Genomic DNA, 24,870 nt, shown 5'->3' on the forward strand with positions numbered 1-24,870 from the left:
AAGAGTTGAGGGACAATGGCAAACGGCTAATACTTCCTAAAAAGAGAAAAAGAAAGCCTTACCCCAGAGCTGTGCTAAAAAAAGCGCAAAAATACCCCTCACGCTCTAGAGATAAAAATGCCACTCGCTCTTAAGCGAGTGGCATTACTCCATGAGTGGCTTTTATTGAGCAGATTGCGTTCAGATATTATTTATCTGTTATTGTTATTACTTTCGATAGGTATTTTCAATAATCGGTGCAACTAATAGTTCCTGAACTGCCGTCGGAAAAACAACATTGTTTTTACCCGTGCGTTTTGCCTCATAGAGGTTGTTGTCAGCTTTACGGAAAAACATATCGTTATCTAGAATCTGCTGAGTCGTACCAGCAATACTCACCCCAACAGATGAAGTGATACATAACTCGCCAACTTGAGTGGTAAATTTTTCATTACTGATGGCAGCACGAATTGATTCGATTCTCTCGATGATATTCTCATCATCTAATAACAACGCTAAAAACTCTTCACCGCCCCAGCGTGTTAATAGCTCACCGTGATGAATCAATGGGATCATACGGTTTGCCATAGCGATAAGCACTTCATCGCCGACATCGTGACCATGAGTATCATTAACCGCTTTAAAATCATCGACATCAAAGAGAACAATTCGATATTTACACTCACACAACACATTTTCGCCATTGTCTAGCTGATGATGATAATAACGACGGTTATTTAAACCGGTTAATGAATCAACAAAACTAAGCGTTTCCAGCTCTTGATTTTTCTTTTTCACAATAAAAACTTTACGAATAAAGAAGATCAGCATGGCTAATGAGAAAGCGCTCCAGATACTCACAACTTCAAATCGCAACGTCTCTTTTTGCAATTGGCTCGCTTTAAGTTTGTTTTGCATATCCAATATTTCAACCCGTTGACGTATTTGACGCATCGCAAACGCATTTTCCAAATCAACCACTTTACTTAATAACTGTTTCTTTTCCTGTTGGTAATAGGTTTCAAACATCGCCAAAGCACGTTGATAATCGCCCAGAGCTGAGTACACTTTAGCTTTTTGGCGGTCAGCTCGAATCAGCCATCGGCTATGTTCAACTGACGAAAACATATCAATTGCCCGATCAACGCTTTTCAGCGCAGCTTGATATTCACCCATGGCTAATTCGACACGAGATAAAACCAAAAAACATTGTCCATATTCATATGGAAACTGCTCAGCGGATGGCAATGCAACGCATGCTTGAGCTGCTTGTTTTGCGGCTTGATTATGTTTAGTTAATAGCTTTATGTCTGCCAAGCCTTTCAAGTTCAACAAGCGATTTCTTGGCTGTGTCTTTGCTTCATCATAATATTTCAAAGAGTTCAGATAGGCTTGCTCGGCAAGTTTTGCATTTCCCTTGCTACGATATACATAAGCTTCGTTAAGATAGAAAATCTGCATCACCGATGGTTCATTACTTCCACTGGCAAGATAGAGGGTTCGAGCTTGTAAAATGTACTCCAGTGCTTTATCCCAGTTTTCAATTAATACGTATAATAAACCTAAATTATTGTGAAGTTTACTGTTGTACAACGTTGCTGATAGCTGATCGGCAACTTCAATTCCCCGCAAGAAATACTGCTGTGCATCCACCAATTGATTTGATGCATTACTTAAAAAACCCGCTGTGTTGTAAGCTCGCGGTAAAAGAAATAGCGCATGGTTTTTTTCCGCAATATGAATTGCTTGCTTAATGGTTATCATGCCCTTAGGTACTTCCCCATGCCGTGCGTATTCAACCGCTTTATCCACCAGCAACTGGGCTTTTAGCCAATGTAATTGATGCTTGCGAGCAAGTGACGACAACTCTTGTGTATACTTTTCAAACAATTCGGTGTCTTTGTTCTGTTTCGCTGCATTTCTCAGAATCAGCAAGTGATAGGCACGCTGTATTGGCGTTTGCTTGACACGGAATTTACTATCGAGATCACCAAGACGTTCGACTGCTTTTGGCGCATCTTGCATCGATAACTTTTTAATTTTGACTAACTGAGTACCGTAAGCTGTCAATTCAAGCTCACTATCTGGGTTATAGCCTGGTATTTCAGTGGAGATTGCAACGGGATCTATCCAGTACAAGATGGCGACAGTGGCAGAGAAAATGCTGAAGCAGAGAATCACGATAGATACTAACACACTATTTTTCATGTAATTTTCTGTCTATTTCGAGCCAAGATCAGGCCAGATGTTACTACGCGAATTTGATTCCGACAATAGAAATATCAATAGTATATATACGGGTAATCATGCAATAAAACTTGAGGTCGCCAGAAAGACAAGCGATAAAAATATCGCTAGCAAATGCTTAGTTCGTGATTAATACCTCGTAACTATAAACTATTCCCCTACCTTGCTTGATATCTCGATTTCCGCGTTCTACTTTTTTCTCTAGAAAGAGAAAAACGATGATGTACATTTTTAGCTATTACCAAGGATGGAATAGTGCTTTTTCTTTTATCGTTTTTACTTTTCTTCCATATAAGTATACATCTGCATACTCAAGTAATGCTTATCATGATGTGATCTTTATCACCTCACCACTCCACGTTTTCGCTCGCCTTATACTCATTCTTAACTAAACACGCAAAAGCCACGTTTATCGATTAGTTAAATTAAGCCACCAAAATGCAAACTTATTCGGGTTTGAGTGCATAAATAGTACATATTTCTCTCAACAAATCTGAAAAGTAAGTTTGTATTTCAAAAATAAAACAAACGCAAAATGATATAGTCATTAATTTTCATTAACTTACCAAAAACGAAACAATACAACAACATAATAATCCATTGCAGTGAGTTCAACTGAGGGGTATATGTAAATAGAAATAAAATTCTTTAATAGCAGACATTAGTAAAATTTATGGTAAACCAACATCGACAAATCTTAGGCCACCCACGCGGGCTATTTCTTTTATTTGGTACTGAACTTTGGGAACGCTTCTCATACTACGCAATGAGAGCCATCCTGGTATTATTCTTAACTGACACAACCATCAATGGTGGTTTGGGCTGGTCGACTAAAGATGCTCTGGATCTCTACGGCATCTATACTGGACTCGTCTACATCACTCCACTTATTGGTGGCTGGTTAGCAGATAATTACCTAGGCCAACGCCGCTCGATTATTATCGGTGGTGCATTAATGGCAATTGGTCAATTTACCTTGGCCGTTCCGGGTGATGTTCTGGGTTTAGATACCATCCACACATTCTATTTAGGCTTAGCTTTGCTTGTTGCTGGTAGCGGCATGTTTAAGCCAAACATCTCTACCATGGTAGGTGACTTGTATTCAGAGGGTGACCATCGCCGTGATGGTGCATTTACTATCTTCTATATGGGTATCAACATTGGTTCTCTTCTTGCTGGTGTTGTCTCTGGTTCAGTGACTAACGAATTCGGCTGGCGTGCAGGCTTTATTGTTGCTGGTATCGGTATGGTAATGAGCATCATCATTCAAATGACCATGGCTAAATCTTGGTTGGGTGATATTGGTACTGTTCCTGCTGCTGCACGTGATCTTGAGAAGAAACACGCAACACAAAAAGAGCCACTGACAAAACAAGAAATGGATCGCTTAAAAGTGATCATGGTTATGGGTCTATTCGTTATTGTATTCTGGGCTGGTTTTGAACAAGCTGGTGGTTTGATGAACATCTACACCCAACAATATACTGACCGTATGATTGGTGGCTTTGAAGTTCCTGCTGCCTGGTTCCAATCATTAAACCCATTCTTCATTATTACACTTGCTCCTGTGCTCGCGGCACTTTGGGTTAAATTAGGTAAGAATGAACCAAGTTCACCGATTAAATTCGCATTTGCACTATTCTTCTTGGCACTCGGCTTCCTATGTATGGTTGGCGCAGTAATCCAGCAAGGCGGCGATCTCAATGTGAAAACTTCAATGATGTGGTTAGTTGGTGCATTCTTCTTCCACACATTAGGTGAACTGTGTATTTCTCCTATTGGTCTATCACTAGTTACGAAACTGGCACCGCTTCGCCTTGCATCACTAATGATGGGCGCTTGGTTTGGTTTCAATGCGATTGCTAACTATGTTGCTGGCCTTATCGGTTCTCACGTTGGTGAACTGGGTACAATGGCTATCTTTGGCGGCATCGCAATTGCGGCAACCATTTCAGGTCTGATTCTACTGATTTTCGCTAGCACACTAGTGAAATGGATGCACGGCGCTGAAAGCAATGCAAGTAACGCTGAACAAGTGGAAGAGCAACAAACACAGATTGCTTAACACTAACTGTTAATATCTCAATTAAAGCCCAGTCGTCGTTACTGGGCTTTTTTTCGTCTGTTTGTCCCGTCCTGAATGACGCCTATCATCAGGTGCTAGCAGGACTCAGCAGATAATTTCGCTACACATCACAATCATCAAAACTGTTAAGCTTCGCACTACCCTGCCTTAATAAATGTACTTATTAAAGTGTCTGTCCCTAATAATTCTCCCTAGTAATTCTGTGCCTGTCCCCTAAGCTCTTACGTCATAACATTGAGGTGTCTGTCCTTAGAAAGGATGCTTAGAAAGAATTTCACCTAAAAATGCCAATCCTAAAACACTTAGAGAAATTAAAGCGTCTGTCCCCCATATTCCTGATGACGATACTGAATGTGGTATTGAAGCGCTCACACCGGCTCTAGAATATAGACATAATTAAAGTATCTGTCCCTATTACAACCATTACTATTAGGACAAGATAGAAGTGCCTGTCCCTAGAAAAGGACACCATTACTTCCCCATTACTAAGAACAAAATAGAAGTGTCTGTCCCTAAAAAAAGAAGATAGGAAAGGTAGATAAATGACAGATAACAAAAAAGCCCCCAATGCCGATGTCCGTCGGTATTGAGGGCTTAAATTGCAATACGTTGCTTTACTACTTTTCGGTTAACGCTCTAACTCTTAGCGATGAGGGTTAACCAAGAAACGAGATACAACCTTGTAGAATAATCAGGTTCACAATGTCGATAAAGAATGCACCAACAATGGGTACTACCATGAATGCCTGTGGCGATGGGCCGAAACGGTTCACAATCGATCCCATGTTCATTACTGCTGTTGGCGTTGCACCTAGGCCAAAACCACAATGACCACTCGAAATCACTGCCGCATCGTAATTGCTTCCCATGACTTTGAACGTCACGAAGTAAGAAAATACGCCTAACACAACAGACTGCACGATTAAAATCACAAGGAATGGGATCGCTAAGTCGAAAATATTCCACAATTTCAGGCTCATCAACGCCATCGCTAAGAATAGTGCTAACGAAACAGTTCCAAGGATATCGACAGTTTCTACGTCGATTTTACGACACTTAGTAATTTCAAATACGTTAGTGATCACCACACCAATAAACAGTGCATAAACAAAATCGGGGATCATTAGCCATTTCACTTCAAAGCTTCTAACGATTTCGCCTAAGTAATGTGCCCCGGTGACACAAATTAAAACAATCGATAATCCTTCAATCACTTTCTTAGCGGTTACTTTGTCGATTTCATCTTCGTTATAAGTCACCAATTCAGGAAAACGTTCGTGTGTTTGTAAGCTACGACCATACTCCGATTCTAGATTATCACGTACGATCAATCGTTGTGCGACAGGGCTACCAATGATACCGCCCATAACAAGACCAAATGTTGCAGAAGCCATTGCGATTTCTAGTACATTTTCAAGTCCGTATAAGTCTTGGAACGTTTGCGCCCAAGCAGCACCAGTACCGTGACCACCTGATAAAGTTATCGAACCAGCGATTAATCCCATTAATGGATCTAAACCAAGTAGTGACGCCAGTGAAACGCCAACTATATTTTGAATAACGATGTAAACCGATGCGACCGCCAAAAACAGGAAAACTTTTGCCCCGCCTTTAACCAACTGGGTGTAGTTTGCTGCTAAGCCAACTGTGGCGAAAAACATCAGCATAAATGTGTTCTGCAGTGGTAAGTCAAACTGTAATTCAATGCCATTTAGGTGTAGGCCAGTAATAATAAAAGCGATGATTAGACCACCGACAATTGGCTCTGGAATATTAAACTTCTTCAAGATTGGAAGTTTGGCATTAATAAAGTGGCCTAAAAACAGCACACTAATAGCGACTAAAAACGACTCCTGCGGACCCACTGATATGAAATGATTCATAAAACCTCTTTGTTCTGACTCTCAATTTTTAGGAATTTGAGAGTGTGAGTTGTGTTTCTGTCGTTCAGTGTGCACATCCAAAGCACCCATTACCAATACGAAACCAATGAAATTATCAAATAGTGGGAATAATTAAGCTTTTGATGATATTTATTTCTCATAAAACGGAAAATAACTGCATAAAAAAATCCGAGTGTACAAAATACACTCGGATTTTTATCGCAAAAGTATTCGCCAATATTGACTAGTTACTTAAAAGTTTATCCTTATAAACGCCAATTCTTGGGTTTATTTTACACGGGTAACTCGGCTCTGTTTCTCACCAGTTGCGGAAATGGTACGAATAAGAACTTCACCATCAACACTTGGTTTCTGAGCGTCATCATATGTCATCCACGTTTTACCATCGAATGAATATTGAAGTTCAACACCTGGGAATTGAACATTCATTGCTAACTTGCCCGCTTCAATCTTCGCACCCGGAACAGGTAAACGGTAATCAATACCCGCTTTTTCTAGTTTTGCTAGTTCACGTTGGCCAAGGATGTTAGCAAAGCGGTTGAAGTCTTTGTTTAACGCCTCTTTATCGACAAGTTGAGTCTGTTGTGAATACTCTACGCCGACTTTATAGTCATTTTCCCAGTCTGCGCGATGCCAAGCACGCTCTGCTGCGGCAAGAACTCGTGGGAATACCATGTATTCATATTGCTCATCGGTACGAACCGTTTCAGACCAAAGTTGTGCCGACAAACCATAGAAAGGTTTTGCTTCAATTTCGCCTTTTCCTGAGAATCCGTTACCATCACGGTCTAGTGATGTCTCCGCATTTTGTGGCATGTTTTCTGGAGCAAAGCCAAACATCTTACGTGTATCAGTCGCTCGAGTAGCCCAGTAGTAACCACGCTCTTTGGCATCAATTTCATAAGGCATATCCATGTAAACGTAATCTGGGTTAGAAACAATCACGTCATACCCTTTCTTAGACCACTCATACACTGACGATGTACCGCCCCAGTAAAGAACATCCCAGAAGTTTACACGCGTATTTTCCGTCGCAAAATCCTCCTCACCACCCTCACTGTACTTCAAGCCATCTTGCCAAGCTTGGAAGTTTGGAATGCCTTTCTCTGCCACTATCTTAGACACTTGCTCAGCAAAATAGCTCGGCAGATGCGCGTAGTCGCTAACCGTACCATCTTGGATTAGAGTCTGACATTGTGGCGATTTAGCAAACGGCTTGTCTTGTTGAGACAGATCAATCGATCCTTTCCAATCAACATTATCTGCCGCTTGGCTGTCTTGGAAACCAGCGCCTAGTTTGATATTTTTCGCTTCATCACCACCAAAGTGCCATGTTGTCAGTGGCGCGCCAGCTTCTTGGTGCATCGCCGCGACTTCAGAGATCACTTTGTCGACGAAGCGAGTTGAAGAATCAAGACATGGATTAATAAAGCTTTGTTTGTCATAAAACTGAACCGTTGTGACGTTCGATGTATCTTGAGGATCCATCAGACGATATTCATTCGCTTCACTATCTTTACCCGCTGCCATTAAGCGTTCATAACGAGCTTCCATTGACACAACTGCTGAGCGAGCATGCGCTGGCATATCGATTTCAGGAATGACTTCGATATCACGCGCTTTTGCGTACTTCAAAATATCAACATAATCCGCTTTACTGAAGTAACCCGAACCAAAGTTATCTGAAGTAGGTCCAGAGCCTAACTGAGGTAACAGACATTGTTGCTCATCAAGATCAAAGCAACGCTGGCCGCCGATATCCGTTAACTCAGGAAGGCCTGGAATTTCTAGACGCCAACCCTCATCATCAGTTAAATGAAGGTGCAGCTTATTCATTTTGTACGCTGCCATTTGGTCCAGCGTAGCAAGTATCGCTTCTTTAGAATGGAAGTTACGTGCCACGTCAACCATCACGCCACGATATTCAAAGCGCGGTGCATCCTTGATCACTAACTCAGGCAGTGAATCTGGACGTTGGCTATCCACCAAGCCAAAAATAGACTGAATTGCGTAAAACGCACCGGCTTGGTCAAATGCTTTAATTACAATACCGTCTTCTTGGATACTGAGTTCATACGCTCCAGATTTAGCCAGTTCACCGCTAAAGTCACTAGGTTCAACCGTGATACTCACTGGAAGATCACCATCAATATTGACATTCAATAGCTCAGCACGGTCATCTATCGCTTCATATTGTGCAGCGTTAAATGCTCCCTGTGGCAATGCGATACCGTTAGTGATATTAATTGTACTTTCGCCAGCTTCGACGAACATTGGAGTTGGTAGTAACGTTGTTGCGACGTCTTGCGTTGTAATATCGGCATTCTTCTCGAAGCGAGAAACTGCCGTTGCCATTACATTGTTATCATCTGGCGTACGTTTAAGGTTATTACCTTCTAAACCGGTAACAAAAGAAGCGACATCTTCCGTATTCAACGACGCAATCATCTTAGGTTCAGCATTAGGAGCGGTAACAAATGCGCCAGGCATGAAATCTGTTTCGAATAACTGCCAATACTCACTGATTAGCGGTAATACAACTTCTTCCCCAGCAGCGAAGCCATCAAATTTTTCTGTTGGCTCAAGTTTGTGCAAGTCACCTGTTATACGAGAAATTTTAAATTGGTCATTATCGACATCAAGAATTAAGCGGATGCTGTGAAAATAAATAGCCCAATCTTTAGAATTAACAGCTTCGCCATCATTCACTAAGGTCATATTGACTTGATTACACGATGCCCACTCTGCACCTAAATCTTTACACGCTAAGCCTTCGTTTGCACCGTGGTTCGTCAACACTTCATATTGAATATCTAAATTATCAGCCAAGGTGTTAACAACTTGCTGTTCTGGGTTTTGTAATGAAGAGCATCCCGCTAACGTCGCGATAACAGAAGCGGCAATCAAACTATGTTTCAACATCTTACCTACCTTAAATAATCAACAATGTATTACCAAAAATGTCAGTGACAAACGAACAACTCACTGATGGCGTAAATATATAGCCATTTAATTCGCTTAGTAAATTTATTGAATTAATTAAGGTGAAGCAGATCAAATTCTATAAATTCAACTGCCTTTTATTCTTTAAAAAACAACAAGTTAAAATTTACGTCAAATTCCATAATTACTAATAGACAAATTTGACGTGATCAAAATCACACAAAAATGCAACAAAACAACATATTATCGAAGCAATATCACAGAGTGAGATAATGAATTTAAGGGAAGCTAGGGAATAGCGATACAACAACGTGAACTTAGTCACCTTATGCAGAGCATTGCTCTCACCACCAAGAGGAATAATTAACGAAAGTGACGAGAAAGTGTGATGTGCAGCAAGATGCAAATAAACAACTGGCGTCAAAAGCACCCACTTAATTATCAATAGAAAACAACATACATAGATTTAGTACTATCGTGCGCGCTAGTTCAGAACTTTAAGTAGTCAGCATGGTTCTAAATCGATGGTCAACGCCCCCGCAACGGCTATACACGCACCGAGAGCGCCTCGAAAGGCACACTTAAATTAATGATGTTGGGATGAATAGTGTTAAATGCTTTTACTCGAATCTCATCGCTAAAAAAGGAAACCCAAGCAATAACTAAGATCATCGAGTCATTACCCATCTCAACGTAAAAGTTGACGATACAACCAGTTTTTTAACTCTGCTCTATCATGCTTTAATGCGTTCATTGCGCTATCGTCGATTGGCGCTCCATTTAATTCGAGCGTTCTAATTTCTTTGTCTAACGCATTATAGTGACCAGCATTTCTGGCAAAAAGCTCGTTTCCTTGGGAAAGCTGACCAATTTTTTCGATATGCTCTGGAAATTCGTGAGCTAAAGAATGGACTTCACCTAACATAGAGACCTCACTGTTATGGGGTTAGAATGTGATCAACCTCATAATTTTAGCAGTGAATCGATACTAGAAAGCACTAAAACTAATAAATATTATCAACAAGTGTATGAGCTTCATCTAAGCTACTGAATGTAAAAACAGACCTGATCCTACACTCCCGAAGATATTATTTCACACTTGATAATTTGCTTTGTTACCAATATCAAAATGCAAAGGCATGCGCCATTTAGCTATCGATAGATAACCGATAATGAGACCTGATAAGCCAACAAAAAATGAGGCTATTTGCGTTTGATTGATCCAAAGAAGAAAAACCGATAGTGCTAATATCATAGGCACCAATTTCAACCCCATTACTTTGAAACAAAACGATTCTTTCAAAGCAATGCCTGAGAAAGTGACAAAGATAAACCCCAATGAGAGCCAGATACGCTCAAATCCACTGTCGCTCAACATCAATAGGATTCCTATCCAAGCAGACCAACTGATCGCAGCTCGAACAAACTTACTGTAGACGTGAACATTGCCAGCCGAAAATGCAGCAGATACTGCGATCAGCAACAATGCGATCGGATAATGTGATAGTAAGCTTTCATCAATACCGCTCAGGATCACGGCCAAATAGAGCAAGGATACTGAAAATAGACTTATGCCACCTCGATACAGACAAACACTGACTTTATCAAAACTATCCAATACTTCTTGATGCTCCGGATTCGCCATAATGTGGTTTCCAATTCAATATTCAATTTAGTGGGATAAACAAGCCCGCGTAATATGATGTGCTATGTTATTAGGCAATAAGATGGTTAAGACGTAGGAGCTCTAACTAGACCCGTTAAGCTCCAAGAATAGCCATATTGCAGATACAAAAAAGGCCGCTATTAAGCGACCTTTCATTATTCAATATCAGCTTTCGTTACTGAAGCTCAATTATAGAGCGATAACGTTGCTAGCTTGAAGACCTTTTTGGCCTTGCTCTACTTCGAAAGACACTTTTTGGCCTTCGTTAAGAGTTTTGAAACCTTCAGAAGCGATAGCACGGAAGTGTACGAATACGTCAGCGCCGCCGTTGTCTTGAGTTAGGAAACCGAAACCTTTAGTTTCGTTAAACCATTTTACAGTACCAGTGATTGAGTTAGACATTGTGTGTCCCTTATTTATTTAATTGAGAAAAGTTCAACATTAACAGCATTTAACTGCTTGAATTACATCATGTTAAGCTACAATAAAAGGGAAACGCCTAACTACAAAAACCGCGGTTTAGTAGTTGAAGTTTTACTTGTACTTGATGCTGCATTTAATAACTCTCTGAACAACTGAGCGTATAGTAAAGGAGGTTTGTTTTTTGTACAGCTATTTTTAGCATTTTCTTAAAATTAATTATGAGACAAAGAGATAGTGATACATTCAACAAAAAGCACCTAAAAATTTAAAGCTATGTCAACTTTATTCCAAACTCTTTGATCACGAAAGCCACTAACAAGAAGCAGAAAATAGAGACACCGGCGCAAATTCCCAAAGACACCCAAAATGAGTAACGATTCAATAAATAAGGGAAGATCAAAAACATCGGTAATGTTGGCAACACATACCAGAAAGTATAGAAAGCGTGATTGGCTAATTTATCTTGCTCTTGCCCTTCTACATACATCCAAATCAACGCTAAGATAGTGACAGTAGGCAATGCCGCAATCAATGCACCCGCTTTGTCACTTCGTTTAGCAATTTCTGATATCAGCACCACAATTCCCGCGGTAAGCAAATACTTAGTCACTATCCACAACATCGCAATACCTCATCTTCCTAATGACTGTTATCTGAGTATATATCCAAACCTTAAGCAACCGTCAGAGTATCCAACCATGGCTATTCGCAAGTCGTTTTAATTCAGCTTCTTCACGTGCGGTATCTTCTTCAAGCCAAAGGAGGAGATCTTTCGATATCGAGCTCGGATTAGGACAATAGCAATAATACCGCCACGCACTCGCTTGAATCTTCGCTTCAACAGGACAACGTAAAAAACCTCGCTTGAGTTCCGGCAGGACTAATAGTAAATCGGTAACCGTGGCGCCCTGCCCCGCTAAACAACCACTTATCGCAAGATCTAAGCTAATAAATGAGGTGTTTCGCACAGAGCGATGACTTCGTTCTTCAATACCCGATAACCACGCATTCCAATCATAGTGATCTAACGTCGAGTGAAGTCTAGGTAACGCCAGCACTCGATTAAGGTCCATAAAACTCATTCCCAACGATTCTGCATAAATCGGAGCCATATATTCATCACGTAAGAAAGTAACGTGCGCTTTCCCTTGATATTTCTCTGGTCGCCTGGAATTAATGATTTGCAGGTCAAATTCGCCAGAGGTCAAATCAGGGTCATCATCGATGGATGGCACGATCACGATCTCATGCTCAGGATAGCGTTCATTCAATTCCATTACTTTAGGGATCAGTGTCCGAGTAGCAAAACTCAACGCACTTTTAATGACAATGCGTTTTTTTTGCGGTGCTTTCCATTGACCGACAAGATGCTCTAACTCTTTAAAGCCTTTCTGTAAGGTTTTATATAGAGTTTGGCCTTTTTCCGTCAATTCGATTGATCGGTGCTTACGTAAAATTAAAGATGCACTGAGATCATCTTCTAACTGGCGAACTTGTCGACTGACAGCACTTTGAGTCACATTAAGCTCATCAGCCGCAAGCGTAAAGCTCATCAGCCTCGCGACCGCTTCGAACACTTTCATTCCATTATGAGAATAGGGCAAATTGGGATAAGGGGTCATTTTTCACTCGCATTACCTGAAGTCATACTAGGGTGGCATAAATATCAATTGAACACCAGCCGATAAAAACGTAATTTCTCGAGACTTTCACCTCGAGTTTTTATCATGAAGAAAATCCTGTCCCTTGCGTTTCCTCTCATCGTTTCGCAAATGATCTCTATGGCATTGGTGCTAACCGATGTATGGATGATGTCTCGCTTAAGCGTTTCTGCGCTGGCGGCAGGTGGCTTGGGCGCTTCTATTTATAGTTTTGTCTTTATTATTGCGAGCAGCACCGTTGGTTGTGTCGCTAACTTGATTGCCATTGCGTATGGGCAAAGAATTAGTAGACCTGAATTTGGCACGCAACAAATCCGTTATTCTGTAAAGGGTGCGGTGCTCTTATCCGTGATACTTACTGTCGGATTGACGTTCTGCTTTAACTTTGTGCCTCACTTAATTTTAATGGCAGACCAACCCGCAGAGTTAGTAGAGCCAGCGATGGAATACGTCGACACGCTAAAATGGGCAATGCTTCCCTCTTTGTTACTACTGGTGTTACGCGGATTAACCAGTGCTATGGGTAATGTTCGTTCGATTATGGTGATGTCTCTAATGACGGTTACTTTAAACGTACCGATTAGTTACGTCCTCGCTTTCCCATTAGGGTTTGGTCTCTCTGGTCTTGGAGCTGGCACTGCATTGTCAGCGTTAATTTCAATGCTCAGTTATGCTTTTTGGGTATTTAAACAAAACGAATATCATAGTTTTGCGCCGTGGTTGAATTTGAACGAATACTCATTATCACTACTCAAACCTCTACTTGGCATGGGCATTCCCATCGCGCTGGCGGCACTGTTGGAACATGGTTTGATCTATGGTGGCACGTTAATGGCGGGAACAATCAGTATTGCTGCATTGGCGTTACACCAAATTTTACTGCAATGCTTGAGCTTTACTTGGAACATCAATTTCGGTTTCTCACAAGCTGCCGCGATCTTGGTTGGTAAAAGTTTCGGCGCCAATGACTTTGATGGCATCAAACGAATTGCCATCCGAAGCTTCATTATGACTTCGGTTTTGAGTATTGTTCTGGCGGTCGGTTTTACCCTTTACCCAGAAATTATTGCTTCAATTTTTAATCTCGATACTCAATTATCGACTCTACTTAAAGGAGTATTGTGGGTTGTCGCCTTGTCGTTCGTGGTTGATGCATGGCAATTACTGGCGATCAACTTGCTACGTGGTATGAAAATTGTGATGGCTCCAACCCTTATTACCGCGATTGGTTACTGGGCGTTCGGCCTTCCTGCCGCATGGTTGCTGCTACCAAAACATGGTTTAACTGGCATTTGGGGAGGGATTGGTATTGGTTTAGCGGTTACTGGCATATTGTTATTAATCCAACTGTTGCTCGCGATTAAAAAACACAAAACACCAGAAGATCTCGCCTTAGTTGTTTAACGACAAGTGCCGTTTCTATCATCAATAGATTTCCCGATTGTACCCTCGATACAAACGGCATAGCGAATGAATCAGGGCGAGTGTTGAACTCGCCCTTTTGTTGGCATATCTACATCAGAAAATCTTTTTATCTGCCTCAGCTTGCTTAATTTCATTCTCGGCATAAAGATCCACGAGTTGATGCTGACGTTTCAATACTTCTTCCAGTCGATGCTCAAAGTCTTCTGGCTGTTTATCTTCCATCAAACTAAAGCTCTTCGGGCGATGAAACTCATCATCGGTGATAATCGCACTCTTACCCTCTTCCATAAATTTAAGCACGGCAGCAAGAAAATAATTATTATCTTCTTCTGTACAAAAATAGCCTTTATCTGTCGGTTGCATATAGCGAAATATATGTTGATATTGACCACGTTTCGGATATTCACCATACATAAACATGATCAAACCAAGCTTGTTCTCAATAATACCCAAGTTTTCGAACTTACAGCCCATCACTTTATTATGATGCCAGGTGTAAACAATCTGCCGTTCTCGATCAAAAAAGAAATCGGCTTGACGGCGGAAAAATACCATATGATAAGTGCAAAATAAGGCGATTGATAAACAAAAAATAAAGAACAACACTTTGAGACCAAGATAAAGATATCCACCATCTTGATCCTCTCGATATTTCAAATACTCACTAACGCTAATTTTACCATCGCTACCGACAATATTATAGAACCAAAGTGACGTTTCATTTTCTGTAATTATAAAATAATCATCCCCAAACCTTTCTTTACTGGAATCAATAAAACTATTAGATCTTTCCTCTAGCTTATCTATATTAATCGGGTAAAGAACGTTAACGCTGATATATAAAACAAACCACGAGAGTAACATTAATGGGAGTAAGTAAATCATGCGAGCAGTCTGACTAGCACCTTTTGCTGTCATGATCGTATCTGTCACTGACATTATCGGAGACAATGGTTCATCTTGCGGGTCGATCTTTACGTTTCTTCGTAAGTCATCCCACCAAATGGATAAAGGGCGAGCATATATCAGCTTCCATGGTGCTCTTTCTTTATGACGACGCATTAATATATCTCCATAAATTGATCGTTCAGCATCCCGATTGCTGGATCTTTTAATTCACCATTACTCTTTAACCATCGCAATGGCACCACGATATCTGGTGTCGGCTTGTATACCCATATTAATTTAATATCTTCATTGAACTCCATTTTTATATCAACACTCAACGTACTGTCATTGAAATTATAATTTGATGGTTCTAATAGTGCTTGTTGTATAGATTCTTTAAACTTTTGGGTTAGTTCATCATTATAAGACGAATAGAAACGTCCCATCTCATCTACGCCAGATCGAGTATACAAGCCAGCATGCATCTCTGAAACACCTGGGCGAAATTGAGGAAGTTCAAATTGGAAGCGGCAAGTGCGTTCTTTGCCTCCTGCGTTACCTAGCCAAAAGCGAGCAGAGCTCTGCTCATAATCCAAATCCAGTGTCAGTTTAGGCATAGCTAAGAGGTTCATAAATTCTTGCAACTCAACTCGATACACATGACTCACTTTGTCAGGCTCATTAGTTGCCAACACCAACCTTTTCTGTATGTCTAAATCACTAGATTCAATAGCATTCCAAAAAGGATACCTATTGCTTTTCCCCCAAAAGCAATAGAACAATAAGTTCTCCAATGGATTTTTCTCAAAGGCATACACTAAACCTACCCCACCAACAATTAAAGCCAAAGCAAAACAAGCGACACCCACAGGTAAACCTACACCTGTCGCAGTGGCACCACCACCTGTTACTGCCAACGCTTTTACTGCGCCAACAAACAGCAAAGAAGAACCCACGCCAATAGCGGTATGCCCGATACCGACCTCTGTTTGTCCATCATTAAAACTATGCCAAGCATTGTAGAAAGAGGTGGCTGCTGTTGCGAAGTTTGCGACCGCTATCAAGCTACCCACGGCCTTCCCTGCCAAAAGGCGAGCTGTATGTTCAGCACCGCTTTTTAATCCCGGAAGAAAACGTACAGCCACTCGTGCTGGCAGAACCTTAATTACGCCTTGTCCAGCAACCATTGTGCCCCTAGCAACTGACAATACATCAACGGTAAGTGCTGAAATAGCAGATGTCATTGCTAAAGCATCGTATCGTCTCCCTGCGTGTTTTAGCGGATCACGTTGATCATAATCCGTTTGCAAAGCTATAGCTGTAATATTGGAAACGTTGAAAAAAGCTGATAAGCCAGCAAAACCACTATCAAACAGTATCCCTATGTTTCCGGTTACTGCTTCATTAGTTACAAAAGAAAAATGCTTGCCAGATAAGCGGGTTACCTTAACTTTCGCTAACTCCCACTGTATATTTAATCTTCCTTGTCTATGCTGCTCTCCCCAATCAAATATATCTTGGCCTACTTTCATTTTGCTTTCCGCATTTTCAAGGATGTGATCACTAGCTATAGTGCCTAACCCTTTCCCCCAAGCAATTTGCTTATCGAGTGCTTGTGCAAAAGTACGCGCTAATTCATCAGCAGAAAGTTTGATTTTTTCACCGTCAATTTCGAGACCAAAAACATTCAGCATGCTCGGGATCAATTTATCAACCGTATATTGTGCTGCTGATGCTTTAATTTGATTAACTGCTTTCCATCCATTTTGTTGGCCATATAGATGGATTGCTCGCATTTCTCCCCATTTCGCTCCTACCCAATTATACATTGCGTCCAGCGCAACTTTAGTGGCTTTGTCCCAGTTAAACTCAGACTGTGGAATAGTGACTAAAGTAAATAATCCATTCACTGCGAGCTCATAAGTATTGACCACATTCTTACTTACTAATTCCTCAGAGTGCGCTTTGTTAATCAAATCTGTTAGTAAAATACTGCCTTCAGAAGAGCTCATTAAACCATCAAAAATTGAGCAACTAAGTAAAGCGAGTTTTTGAATTTCACGTTCACATGAGAGGTTATCATTTGGGTCTAAATCAATAAAATTATGGATAAAGGCTGTAAGTGTACCGACTTCGTTTACTGTTTTTTCACCCTGAGAAAAATGATCATATAGTTCAAGAATCTGTACTCTTCGAGAGAAAAATAATGCTCGCTCGTTACGCATAGCGGACCAATATTTTTCATGACTGACGGTATCAATATTATCTGTTGCGATTTTCTTAATTTCCGGGTCTTTATGCATCAAAAACCCGTTGACCATTTCGCCTATGGTATAAGGATAAATATTCATTGCAGCATAATCATTTTCCCAAATAGTCAACTTGGCATGAGTCTGAGATAACTCCATCTGCCTGCCGACAGGATCAAACAGTGTGACAATTCGTGCTCGTTCGCGACTGCAATATTGCTTCTGTAACTGAGCAACCATCACATCCGAAGCTTGTTGATAGCTTGGTTGAGTAGTAAGAACATCAAGGCTGAATTGATCTAATTCGTCACCATCACTTGTTATCTTGGTTAACATTCGATCCTGAAAATCACGATAATCTTCTACCAAACTTTTTAAGTTATCAGCAGTAGCGGCGATCGTATGATCGGTTTGTTTGGGAATGAGATCGATTAACTGCATCGAGTTAATACGCACATCTTGATTGCTGTGCATCTTGTCAATCAAGTTAGCTGAAAGCTCATGTTCAGTATAAACGATGGAGATTTTAGACGTGTTAGCCGAGACAAAAGCAAATGGCAGTTGATTGGCTGAACTATCAAGCATTAAACCATCTTGAGCATTCTTTTTATTTTTAAATAAATATTTTTCAAAACTCTCAGTAACAGCCGTACCACTTTGCTTTTGTGTATATTTAAAAATATGCAGTAACTGATTACTATCTTCTTCGCGTATATATACCCACCCTTCTCGCAACAAACGAATAGCATAGCCTTTAGTGACAGCAACATCCTTTGTGTCCATCATCGCTGAGACAGCCGGTGGATTAGCCGCTGGTACTAAATCATCAAAGATATTGATATATGCATAACGTACAGGGTAAATTGGAATAATGGGGTTACATGCAGGGTTTGAGGAAAAATTAGCTGACATGGTTATTTTCCTTGAATCTGTTTTCTATTAGATCAATTTTCTGTTGGTCAGATAAATTGACGGCTAATGCGATATCTTGGGGAATAAGTTGCAACATGGCCTCGCCTAGCAAGACCAGCGAGAAGTAACGTTGAATCTGAGACTTATCTGTTACGGATAGTTGCTGGCAATTGGAATAGGCCAATCTCAAATTTTGCCACTGAGTCGCAGAGATATCCTCGTTCTCTAAGCTCTGCTCGATAAACCGATCAAGCCACTGTCGATTGAGCTGTTCTGCTTGAGAAGCGGTTAACACCCATTGTTAGGTATCTATTGAGCTAAGTGCTTCCTCAGTATCAGGTTCACTCTCAACTGTCCTCCACTCCTGCTCTTCAGCCTTAACTTGATTAAGCCAGCTAACGCTCGAAAGGATGCCCATCCAACTATGTGTCTCACGTCGTTCAGCCGAGAAGAAATAACTGGCGATCTCCGGTTGATAGTAATGAAAGATACCTTTTCGGTTGCCATCAAAAGTTACTTTCATGCGATTTCTTAGATGATTGAGCACGTCACCTTTACTGTATTTGTCAGGCGCAGAAAACAGCAAGGAATGTGTCTGAGGCAATTCAGCGATTAGAGAGTCGTGATCTTCCAGTTCAATGAGGTAAGGACTATGCTCCAACATTCCTTTCAATACCGTTCTGTTATACAAGGGCGATACATTGTGCCCCTTTAGTGAACTAAACAATTTTTGATGCATGTCAGGATAAAAAGCGACTAATGCATACCATCGGACTGGCTTATTCTGCTTACTGAAATATGGCAAATCGACCATTATTCCCCTTCCCTACATGGACAATCAGATAAAGGACAAGAACCATCGGTCTTTTTTTGACATAGTTGTGTAATCGCAGTTCCAGACACTAAATCTGTTAATACTTGTTGATGCAGTGGCATACTCTGTTCAAGGGCGATAATATTGAGATCGGAAAATACCGAATCCACTTTTAATGACTCTACCCCCAATGGCAACGCAGCCACTTGCCCACCAAACCCGCTGCCGCTACTGGCGCTGCCGCCGGAATTGAGATTGATTGCAGGGCCGACTAAATGGACACCACCCGCATCAATTTTTACGAAACTTCCACCGGCTTTAACGGTAATTTCACTGCTTGATTCAATCACCACCTTTTCACCTGCTTTAATGTGAATTTCATTGGCGGCCTCATTAACCAAAACTCGTCCCGCTTTGATATGAATACTGCCATCAACCACCACACTCTGGTCTTGGGTGATTTTGCTTCGGCTCTCACCTAGCACGGTCAAGTGGTCGTGATTTTTGATTTCCGTGAAACGATCGTTATCCACCGTTAAGTGCTTGTCATGTTTGATATGAGTGGTGTGATCGTTAAGCACATCCGCTTCAAAATCTTTTTGCGCATGTAAATACACTTTTTCTGACTGAGCTTGATCTTCAAAGCTCAGTTCGTTGAAGCCCTCTCCTTGGTGAGTTTCGCTGCGTAAAATAGTCTTGGTTTTGTGCTCGGGTAAATCGTAAGGCGGCGTGTTGGTCGCATGATAAGTGCGCCCGGTCACTATTGGTTGGTCTGGGTCGCCATTTAAAAACGACACAATCACTTCATGCCCAATCCGTGGAATAGCCATCATGCCATATTGAGAGCCCGCCCAGCCTTGAGAAACACGCACCCAACACGAGCTGTGTTCATCACCATTGGAGTATCTATCCCACGGGAAATGCAGCTTCACTCGACCATGTTCATCACAGAAGATTTCTTCCCCTTTCGGTCCAACCACCAGGGCTATCATCGGCCCATCGACTTGAGGTTTCGCTTGGGGTTCGGCGCGCCATGTATAAATCGCGGGGATCAGGGTAAACGTATTGTGGTAGGTGGTAGCACCGTTACCTCCTGATTCTTCTAGCGCTTGAGGTTGCTCACCTTGACGAGATACCGACACCACCAGCCATTCACGGTTAAACTCGGGGTTTAAATGCTCTTGCAGTTGGAATCGGTAACCTGCTCGTAGCAAAGGCTGATTGCTTTTACCAAAAGCTAAGTGGGCTTCACGGCGTAACGATTCAAGGCGGATTTGGCTGAACGCCTTGCCGTTGTTGTCGTCTTTATAGCGCCCCGGGTAATCAAAGTGTTCATAGCTATCTCGTTGATAGGCCATGTCAGTACCTTGCGGTTTTTGCAAAAATCCGTAGCTCGGCTTTTTAAAACTGTAATCTTGCAGCGCGACCGACGCAGTTTCACTTTGAGTGCGTTTTTTGATGGCGGAAATATAAGGCGTATCGACCACGCCACCAGAAAGTGCGTTGTAAGGCACAGGCTCACCAAGGGCAGGCAGCAGCTCTGAGCTGTCGCTGAAAATCACCGTGTGCTTACCCTCAATGTGTTCAAAGCTGTAGACCAACCCCTTTTCCGCCGCCAAGCGCTGCACGAACGCCAAATCGGTTTCTCGATATTGAACACAAAATTCACGCGCTTGATAATCGCGCGACAACGCAAACGCGTAATCTTGAATGTCCATCTCTTGCAGCAATACGGAAATGATTTCCGGGACGGTCTGTTTTTGGAAAATGCGGCTATTGTGACGTAGCGATAAACGCTCTAACGCCGGAACCAGAGTTAAAGAATAGAAAGTATGGTGATGACCAATATCACCTTGGGTAAATTGGCGCACTATGCCATGTACACGCTGCGTCAGTTGACCATTACGATACAATCTCAGCTCGGCCGGTTTATCAACGACATCATCAGGAAGCAAATCGCTTCGGCGGCTGGCTAATTCAATCTCGTAGCGAAACCCGTAACACGCTTGAGCGTGAAATACACTTTCAGATAACGACTCTTGCCCATCAAAACTGCGCACCACCAAACTGTCGTCTTGCACTCCGTCAAGCGTCAGAGTGTAGGTCAATGTAGCCATGAATAATCCCTATTCTTTTTACGAAAACTGTACCCTAACCACAACAGGCTGAACTCATGCATATCTTTAAATGCATAATAGTGAATATGCATAATGTGAATGCATTTTAGTGAACCTGTTTTGGTTAGGGGAAAAAGGCGACACGAATGCGAGTCATGTCTAACACACGTCTCACCATACGGTCGCCATACGTTTTACTATGCCCCAACCACTTGCAGCGATGGCTCCAAGTCAGCCAGGAACAAAGCTTACGCTTCGATCGGCTTACGCCAATCGTCTGAGCCTGAAGTCCCTGCGTTAACGTGATCCCAAGTGATCTTACGGTAAGACATAGAAACGGTTAGGTTCTGGGTGAAGTCAGCATTCACAGGATCTTGACAGTGTGGCATTTCACATTGGATATCGATGATCGAGGCGTTCTCTAGCGTAGTGGTAAAGAAGTTCTCTTGCTTACCCTCGATTGAAGTACGGTACCATTTCAAGGTCACTTCATTCATCTTCTCGCCAGAAGCCAATGCGTTATAAAGCAGAGGAACAGCTTTGTTCAAAGAAACCGTGAATTGAAACGCTTTGTGTACACGTTGACCTGAAGGTTGACCTGATTGTGGATCCGTTGGAACTGTCACGGTGTGGTCAAATTGTTGAACCAGCATTTCATCTTCGTGGCCCTCTACATAAGAGTCACCAATAGAATCTGCGGTACAAGCGCCGGCTGTGATAAGACCCTGAGTTTGACCATTGATCTGGATATAACAAGGAGTTGGCATGTTTAAGTCCTTTTATTGCTTACGGATAACTCATTCGTAACTATGCATAATGGCTATGTAGTGATGGTTATGTCGTAATGGTTAATAAGTTAATAAATCGCTAGTTGAGTGAACTTCAATGAATTGATGAGCGAAACACTCACTAGCTACAAGTAACGTAAGCAGTAACCATGCCAAAAATAAACCATTGTAAATCAACAACTTAAAATTAAGTTAATTTATCTGAGCAAGATCTTGCTCAGTTCGAACAAAAAGTTGCCCAGCGGGCAAGATCTTGCTCGCTAGGGGTTATAGGGTTTTGTAGCGCGCAAAAAAAAACCCGCTGAAATCAGCGGGCTTTCTATATCAGAACGAATCAGATTAGCAATTAGTCACGTAAAGCTGCGCCAAACTTCTCTGATACGTGCGCAACGATAGCTTCAACCGCACCAGCGATATCAGCATCTTCTAGCGTACGCTCGTTCGATTGTAGTGTTAGTGCGATAGCTAGGCTCTTCTTGCCTTCTTCTACGCCTTTACCCACGTAAACATCGAACAGTTTCGCATCTTTAAGGAACTCACCACCTTGTTCTAGACATGCAGCAACGATGTCACCTGAAGCAACAGCTTCGTCAACTACGACTGCGATATCACGACGGTTTGATGGGAATTTAGAAAGCGCTACTGCTTCTGGGATCACTTTGGTGTTGATCGCAGACCATTCGATTTCGAATACGATAGTACGGCCGTTTAGACCAAACTTACGCTCAAGCTCTGGGTGAACCGTACCAATCACACCGATTTCCTTGCCATCAACAACGATTGCTGCTGATTGACCTGGGTGAAGTGCTGGGTTCGCCGCTTTTGCTTCTGCAGAAAGTGCTGCGAAAGAGTAAGCTTTGTCGTTCGCTGTTAGCTCAAGAACGGCTTCTAGATCACCTTTAAGATCGAAGAAATCAACAGTGTTAGTTTCTACGTTCCAGTGCTCTTCACCACGAGTACCTGCGATAACACCAGCAAGCATAGGCTCTTGGCGCATACCATTTTCAGCAGATTCACAAGGGATGAAACGTAGGCCGTATTCAAACAAACGAACACGTGGTTGCTGACGTTTTTGGTTGTGAACAACCGTGTTCAGCAGACCTTGGATTAGGCCAAGACGCATTGCTGACATATCCGCAGAGATAGGGAATGGCAGAATTAGCGGCTCAACACCCGGTACAACTAATTTTTGCTGTTCAGGTTCAACGAAGCTGTAAGTGATCGCTTCGTGGTAACCACGGTCAACAAGAAGGTTACGTACACGCTTAAGCGGTAGGTTAGCTTCTTTATGATCGTTCATGCTTAGCGCAGCAACTGGTGATTGGTTAGGAATGTTGTCGTAACCGTAGATACGGCCAACTTCTTCAATCAAATCTTGCTCGATAGCAATGTCGAAACGCCATGTTGGTGCTGTAGCAACCCAACCTTCTGACTTGTCGTCAAAAACAGAGGCTTCAACAGTCATACCTAGACGCTCTAAGATTTCAACCACATCTGCATCTGCAATGTGGTGACCTAATAGGTTGTCTAGTTTAATGCGACGGAGTGAAACTTGGTTTGCTTTTGGTAGATCTGCTTCAGATTCTACTGCAACCACTGGTGCTACTTCACCACCACAGATTTCAACAAGCAGTGCTGTTGCTCTTTCAACCGCATTGAATTGCAGTGCGTAATCCACACCACGTTCAAAACGCATAGAAGAATCTGTATGTAGACCGTATGCACGAGCACGACCACGGATATGATCAGGTGCAAAGAAAGCACATTCAAGTAACACATCTTTCGTTTCAGAGCTCACACCAGAGTGTTCGCCACCGAAGATACCAGCAATCGCAAGCGCTTTACCGTGATCCGCAACGACTAAAGTATCTGCGTTTAGTTCAGCTTCTGTACCATCTAGAAGAGTTAGCTTTTCACCTTGCTCTGCCATACGAACTACGATGCCGCCTTCAATCTTAGCAAGATCAAATGCATGCATTGGCTGGCCTTGCTCTAGAAGAACAAAGTTAGTGATATCTACGATTGGATCGATAGAGCGAATGCCACAACGACGCAATTTTTCTTGCATCCAAAGTGGTGTTTCAGCTTGAACGTTTACGTTCTTAACAATGCGACCTAAGTAACGAGGACATGCTGCTGGCGCTTTTACTTCAATAGAGATAGTGTCTTCGATAGACGCAGCAACCGCTTCAACTGTTGGTTCAGTAACGTCAGCGCGGTTTAGAACACCAACTTCACGAGCCATACCGCGAATGCTGAAACAGTCAGCACGGTTTGCCGTTAGGTCTACATCGACTGTTACGTCATCTAGGCTTAAGAATTCACGGAAATCTGTACCGATAACTGCGTTTTCTGCAAGCTCCATGATGCCTTCTGATTCAACGTCGATACCCAGTTCAGTAAATGAACAAAGCATACCGTGAGAAGGTTGACCACGTAGTTTCGCTTTTTTGATTTTGAAATCGCCTGGAAGAACAGCACCCACAGTTGCTACTGCAACTTTGATACCTTGGCGGCAATTTGATGCGCCACAAACGATGTCTAGAAGCTCTTCTGCGCCTACATCAACTTTAGTTACGCGCAGTTTGTCAGCATCTGGGTGCTGACCACATTCTACAACAAGACCGACTTTAACGCCGTTGAACGTGCCTGCTACTGGTAGTACGTCGTCTACCTCTAGGCCCGCCATTGTAATTTGGTGTGTTAGTTCGTCAGTGGTAACCGCAGGGTTTACCCACTCACGAAGCCATGATTCGCTGAATTTCATA

At 42.1% G+C, this 24,870-nt stretch carries 17 protein-coding genes; 2 read left to right on the top strand and 15 right to left on the bottom strand.

Translation table 11 applies throughout. From position 1 onward, the window contains the following. Window positions 1-207 precede the first annotated feature (207 nt). Window positions 208-2,187, bottom strand: a complete 1,980-nt coding sequence (locus DZ860_RS13315) for a tetratricopeptide repeat-containing diguanylate cyclase (protein WP_120032059.1) — start codon at window positions 2,185-2,187, stop codon at window positions 208-210. 712 nt (window positions 2,188-2,899) lie between these two features. Here DZ860_RS13315 and DZ860_RS13320 point away from each other — a divergent pair. Beyond that, window positions 2,900-4,291 (top strand): peptide MFS transporter, encoded by a 1,392-nt coding sequence (locus DZ860_RS13320; RefSeq protein WP_120032061.1) that lies wholly within the window; start codon window positions 2,900-2,902, stop codon window positions 4,289-4,291. 677 nt (window positions 4,292-4,968) lie between these two features. Here DZ860_RS13320 and gltS read toward each other — a convergent pair. The 7 genes from gltS to DZ860_RS13355 form a co-directional block, all read right to left on the bottom strand. Beyond that, window positions 4,969-6,195 carry a sodium/glutamate symporter gene (gene gltS / locus DZ860_RS13325; RefSeq protein ID WP_120032063.1) on the bottom strand — a complete coding sequence of 409 codons (1,227 nt, stop codon included), beginning with the start codon at window positions 6,193-6,195 and terminating at the stop codon, window positions 4,969-4,971. A 288-nt stretch (window positions 6,196-6,483) separates the two neighbouring features. Then, the gene (locus DZ860_RS13330) at window positions 6,484-9,138 is read right to left on the bottom strand and encodes a beta-N-acetylhexosaminidase (RefSeq protein WP_120032065.1); all 2,655 of its coding nucleotides are present in this window, start codon (window positions 9,136-9,138) and stop codon (window positions 6,484-6,486) included. Between the two features lie 709 nt (window positions 9,139-9,847). Continuing rightward, complete coding sequence (locus DZ860_RS13335; RefSeq protein WP_120032067.1) at window positions 9,848-10,084, bottom strand: HP1242/YdcH family protein; 237 nt, start codon at window positions 10,082-10,084, stop codon at window positions 9,848-9,850. A gap of 168 nt (window positions 10,085-10,252) precedes the next feature. Beyond that, entirely contained in the window at window positions 10,253-10,804 is a 552-nt protein-coding gene (locus tag DZ860_RS13340) for a DUF2301 domain-containing membrane protein (protein WP_120032069.1), read from the bottom strand. A 210-nt stretch (window positions 10,805-11,014) separates the two neighbouring features. Continuing rightward, window positions 11,015-11,227 carry a transcription antiterminator/RNA stability regulator CspE gene (gene cspE, locus DZ860_RS13345; RefSeq protein WP_120032071.1) on the bottom strand — a complete coding sequence of 71 codons (213 nt, stop codon included), beginning with the start codon at window positions 11,225-11,227 and terminating at the stop codon, window positions 11,015-11,017. A 292-nt stretch (window positions 11,228-11,519) separates the two neighbouring features. Further along, window positions 11,520-11,870 carry a DUF3147 family protein gene (locus DZ860_RS13350; RefSeq protein ID WP_120032073.1) on the bottom strand — a complete coding sequence of 117 codons (351 nt, stop codon included), beginning with the start codon at window positions 11,868-11,870 and terminating at the stop codon, window positions 11,520-11,522. Window positions 11,871-11,931: 61 nt separating this feature from the next. Further along, entirely contained in the window at window positions 11,932-12,870 is a 939-nt protein-coding gene (locus DZ860_RS13355) for a LysR family transcriptional regulator (protein WP_120032075.1), read from the bottom strand. A gap of 105 nt (window positions 12,871-12,975) precedes the next feature. Between DZ860_RS13355 and DZ860_RS13360 the strand changes: the two genes are divergently transcribed. After that, window positions 12,976-14,313, top strand: coding sequence for an MATE family efflux transporter (locus tag DZ860_RS13360; RefSeq protein WP_120032077.1), 1,338 nt, complete (start codon window positions 12,976-12,978; stop codon window positions 14,311-14,313). 114 nt (window positions 14,314-14,427) lie between these two features. On the opposite strand, the gene DZ860_RS13365 is transcribed toward DZ860_RS13360, so the two are convergent. The 7 genes from DZ860_RS13365 to pheT form a co-directional block, all read right to left on the bottom strand. Continuing rightward, complete coding sequence (locus DZ860_RS13365; RefSeq protein WP_120032079.1) at window positions 14,428-15,396, bottom strand: hypothetical protein; 969 nt, start codon at window positions 15,394-15,396, stop codon at window positions 14,428-14,430. Beyond that, on the bottom strand, window positions 15,396-18,383 hold the full coding sequence (locus tag DZ860_RS13370; protein ID WP_120032081.1) for a toxin VasX: 2,988 nt from the start codon (window positions 18,381-18,383) through the stop codon (window positions 15,396-15,398). Before DZ860_RS13370 ends, DZ860_RS13365 begins: the two co-directional genes overlap by 1 nt. Beyond that, entirely contained in the window at window positions 18,373-18,678 is a 306-nt protein-coding gene (locus DZ860_RS13375; RefSeq protein WP_120032083.1) for a hypothetical protein, read from the bottom strand. Before DZ860_RS13375 ends, DZ860_RS13370 begins: the two co-directional genes overlap by 11 nt. A gap of 6 nt (window positions 18,679-18,684) precedes the next feature. Next, window positions 18,685-19,197: a DUF4123 domain-containing protein gene (locus tag DZ860_RS13380; RefSeq protein ID WP_120032085.1), complete on the bottom strand. Its 513-nt coding sequence runs from the start codon at window positions 19,195-19,197 to the stop codon at window positions 18,685-18,687. Further along, a complete protein-coding gene (locus tag DZ860_RS13385) occupies window positions 19,197-21,314 on the bottom strand; it encodes a type VI secretion system Vgr family protein (protein WP_120032087.1) in 2,118 nt (705 codons plus the stop codon). The genes DZ860_RS13380 and DZ860_RS13385 overlap by 1 nt, the downstream gene beginning before the upstream one ends. 248 nt (window positions 21,315-21,562) lie before the next feature. Beyond that, on the bottom strand, window positions 21,563-22,081 hold the full coding sequence (locus tag DZ860_RS13390; RefSeq protein WP_120032089.1) for an Hcp family type VI secretion system effector: 519 nt from the start codon (window positions 22,079-22,081) through the stop codon (window positions 21,563-21,565). A gap of 367 nt (window positions 22,082-22,448) precedes the next feature. Continuing rightward, window positions 22,449-24,869, bottom strand: coding sequence for a phenylalanine--tRNA ligase subunit beta (gene pheT / locus DZ860_RS13395; protein ID WP_120032091.1), 2,421 nt, complete (start codon window positions 24,867-24,869; stop codon window positions 22,449-22,451). Window position 24,870: the final 1 nt, after the last annotated feature.

This window comes from Vibrio sinensis, from assembly GCF_003605645.1.
GTDB lineage: Bacteria > Pseudomonadota > Gammaproteobacteria > Enterobacterales > Vibrionaceae > Vibrio > Vibrio sinensis.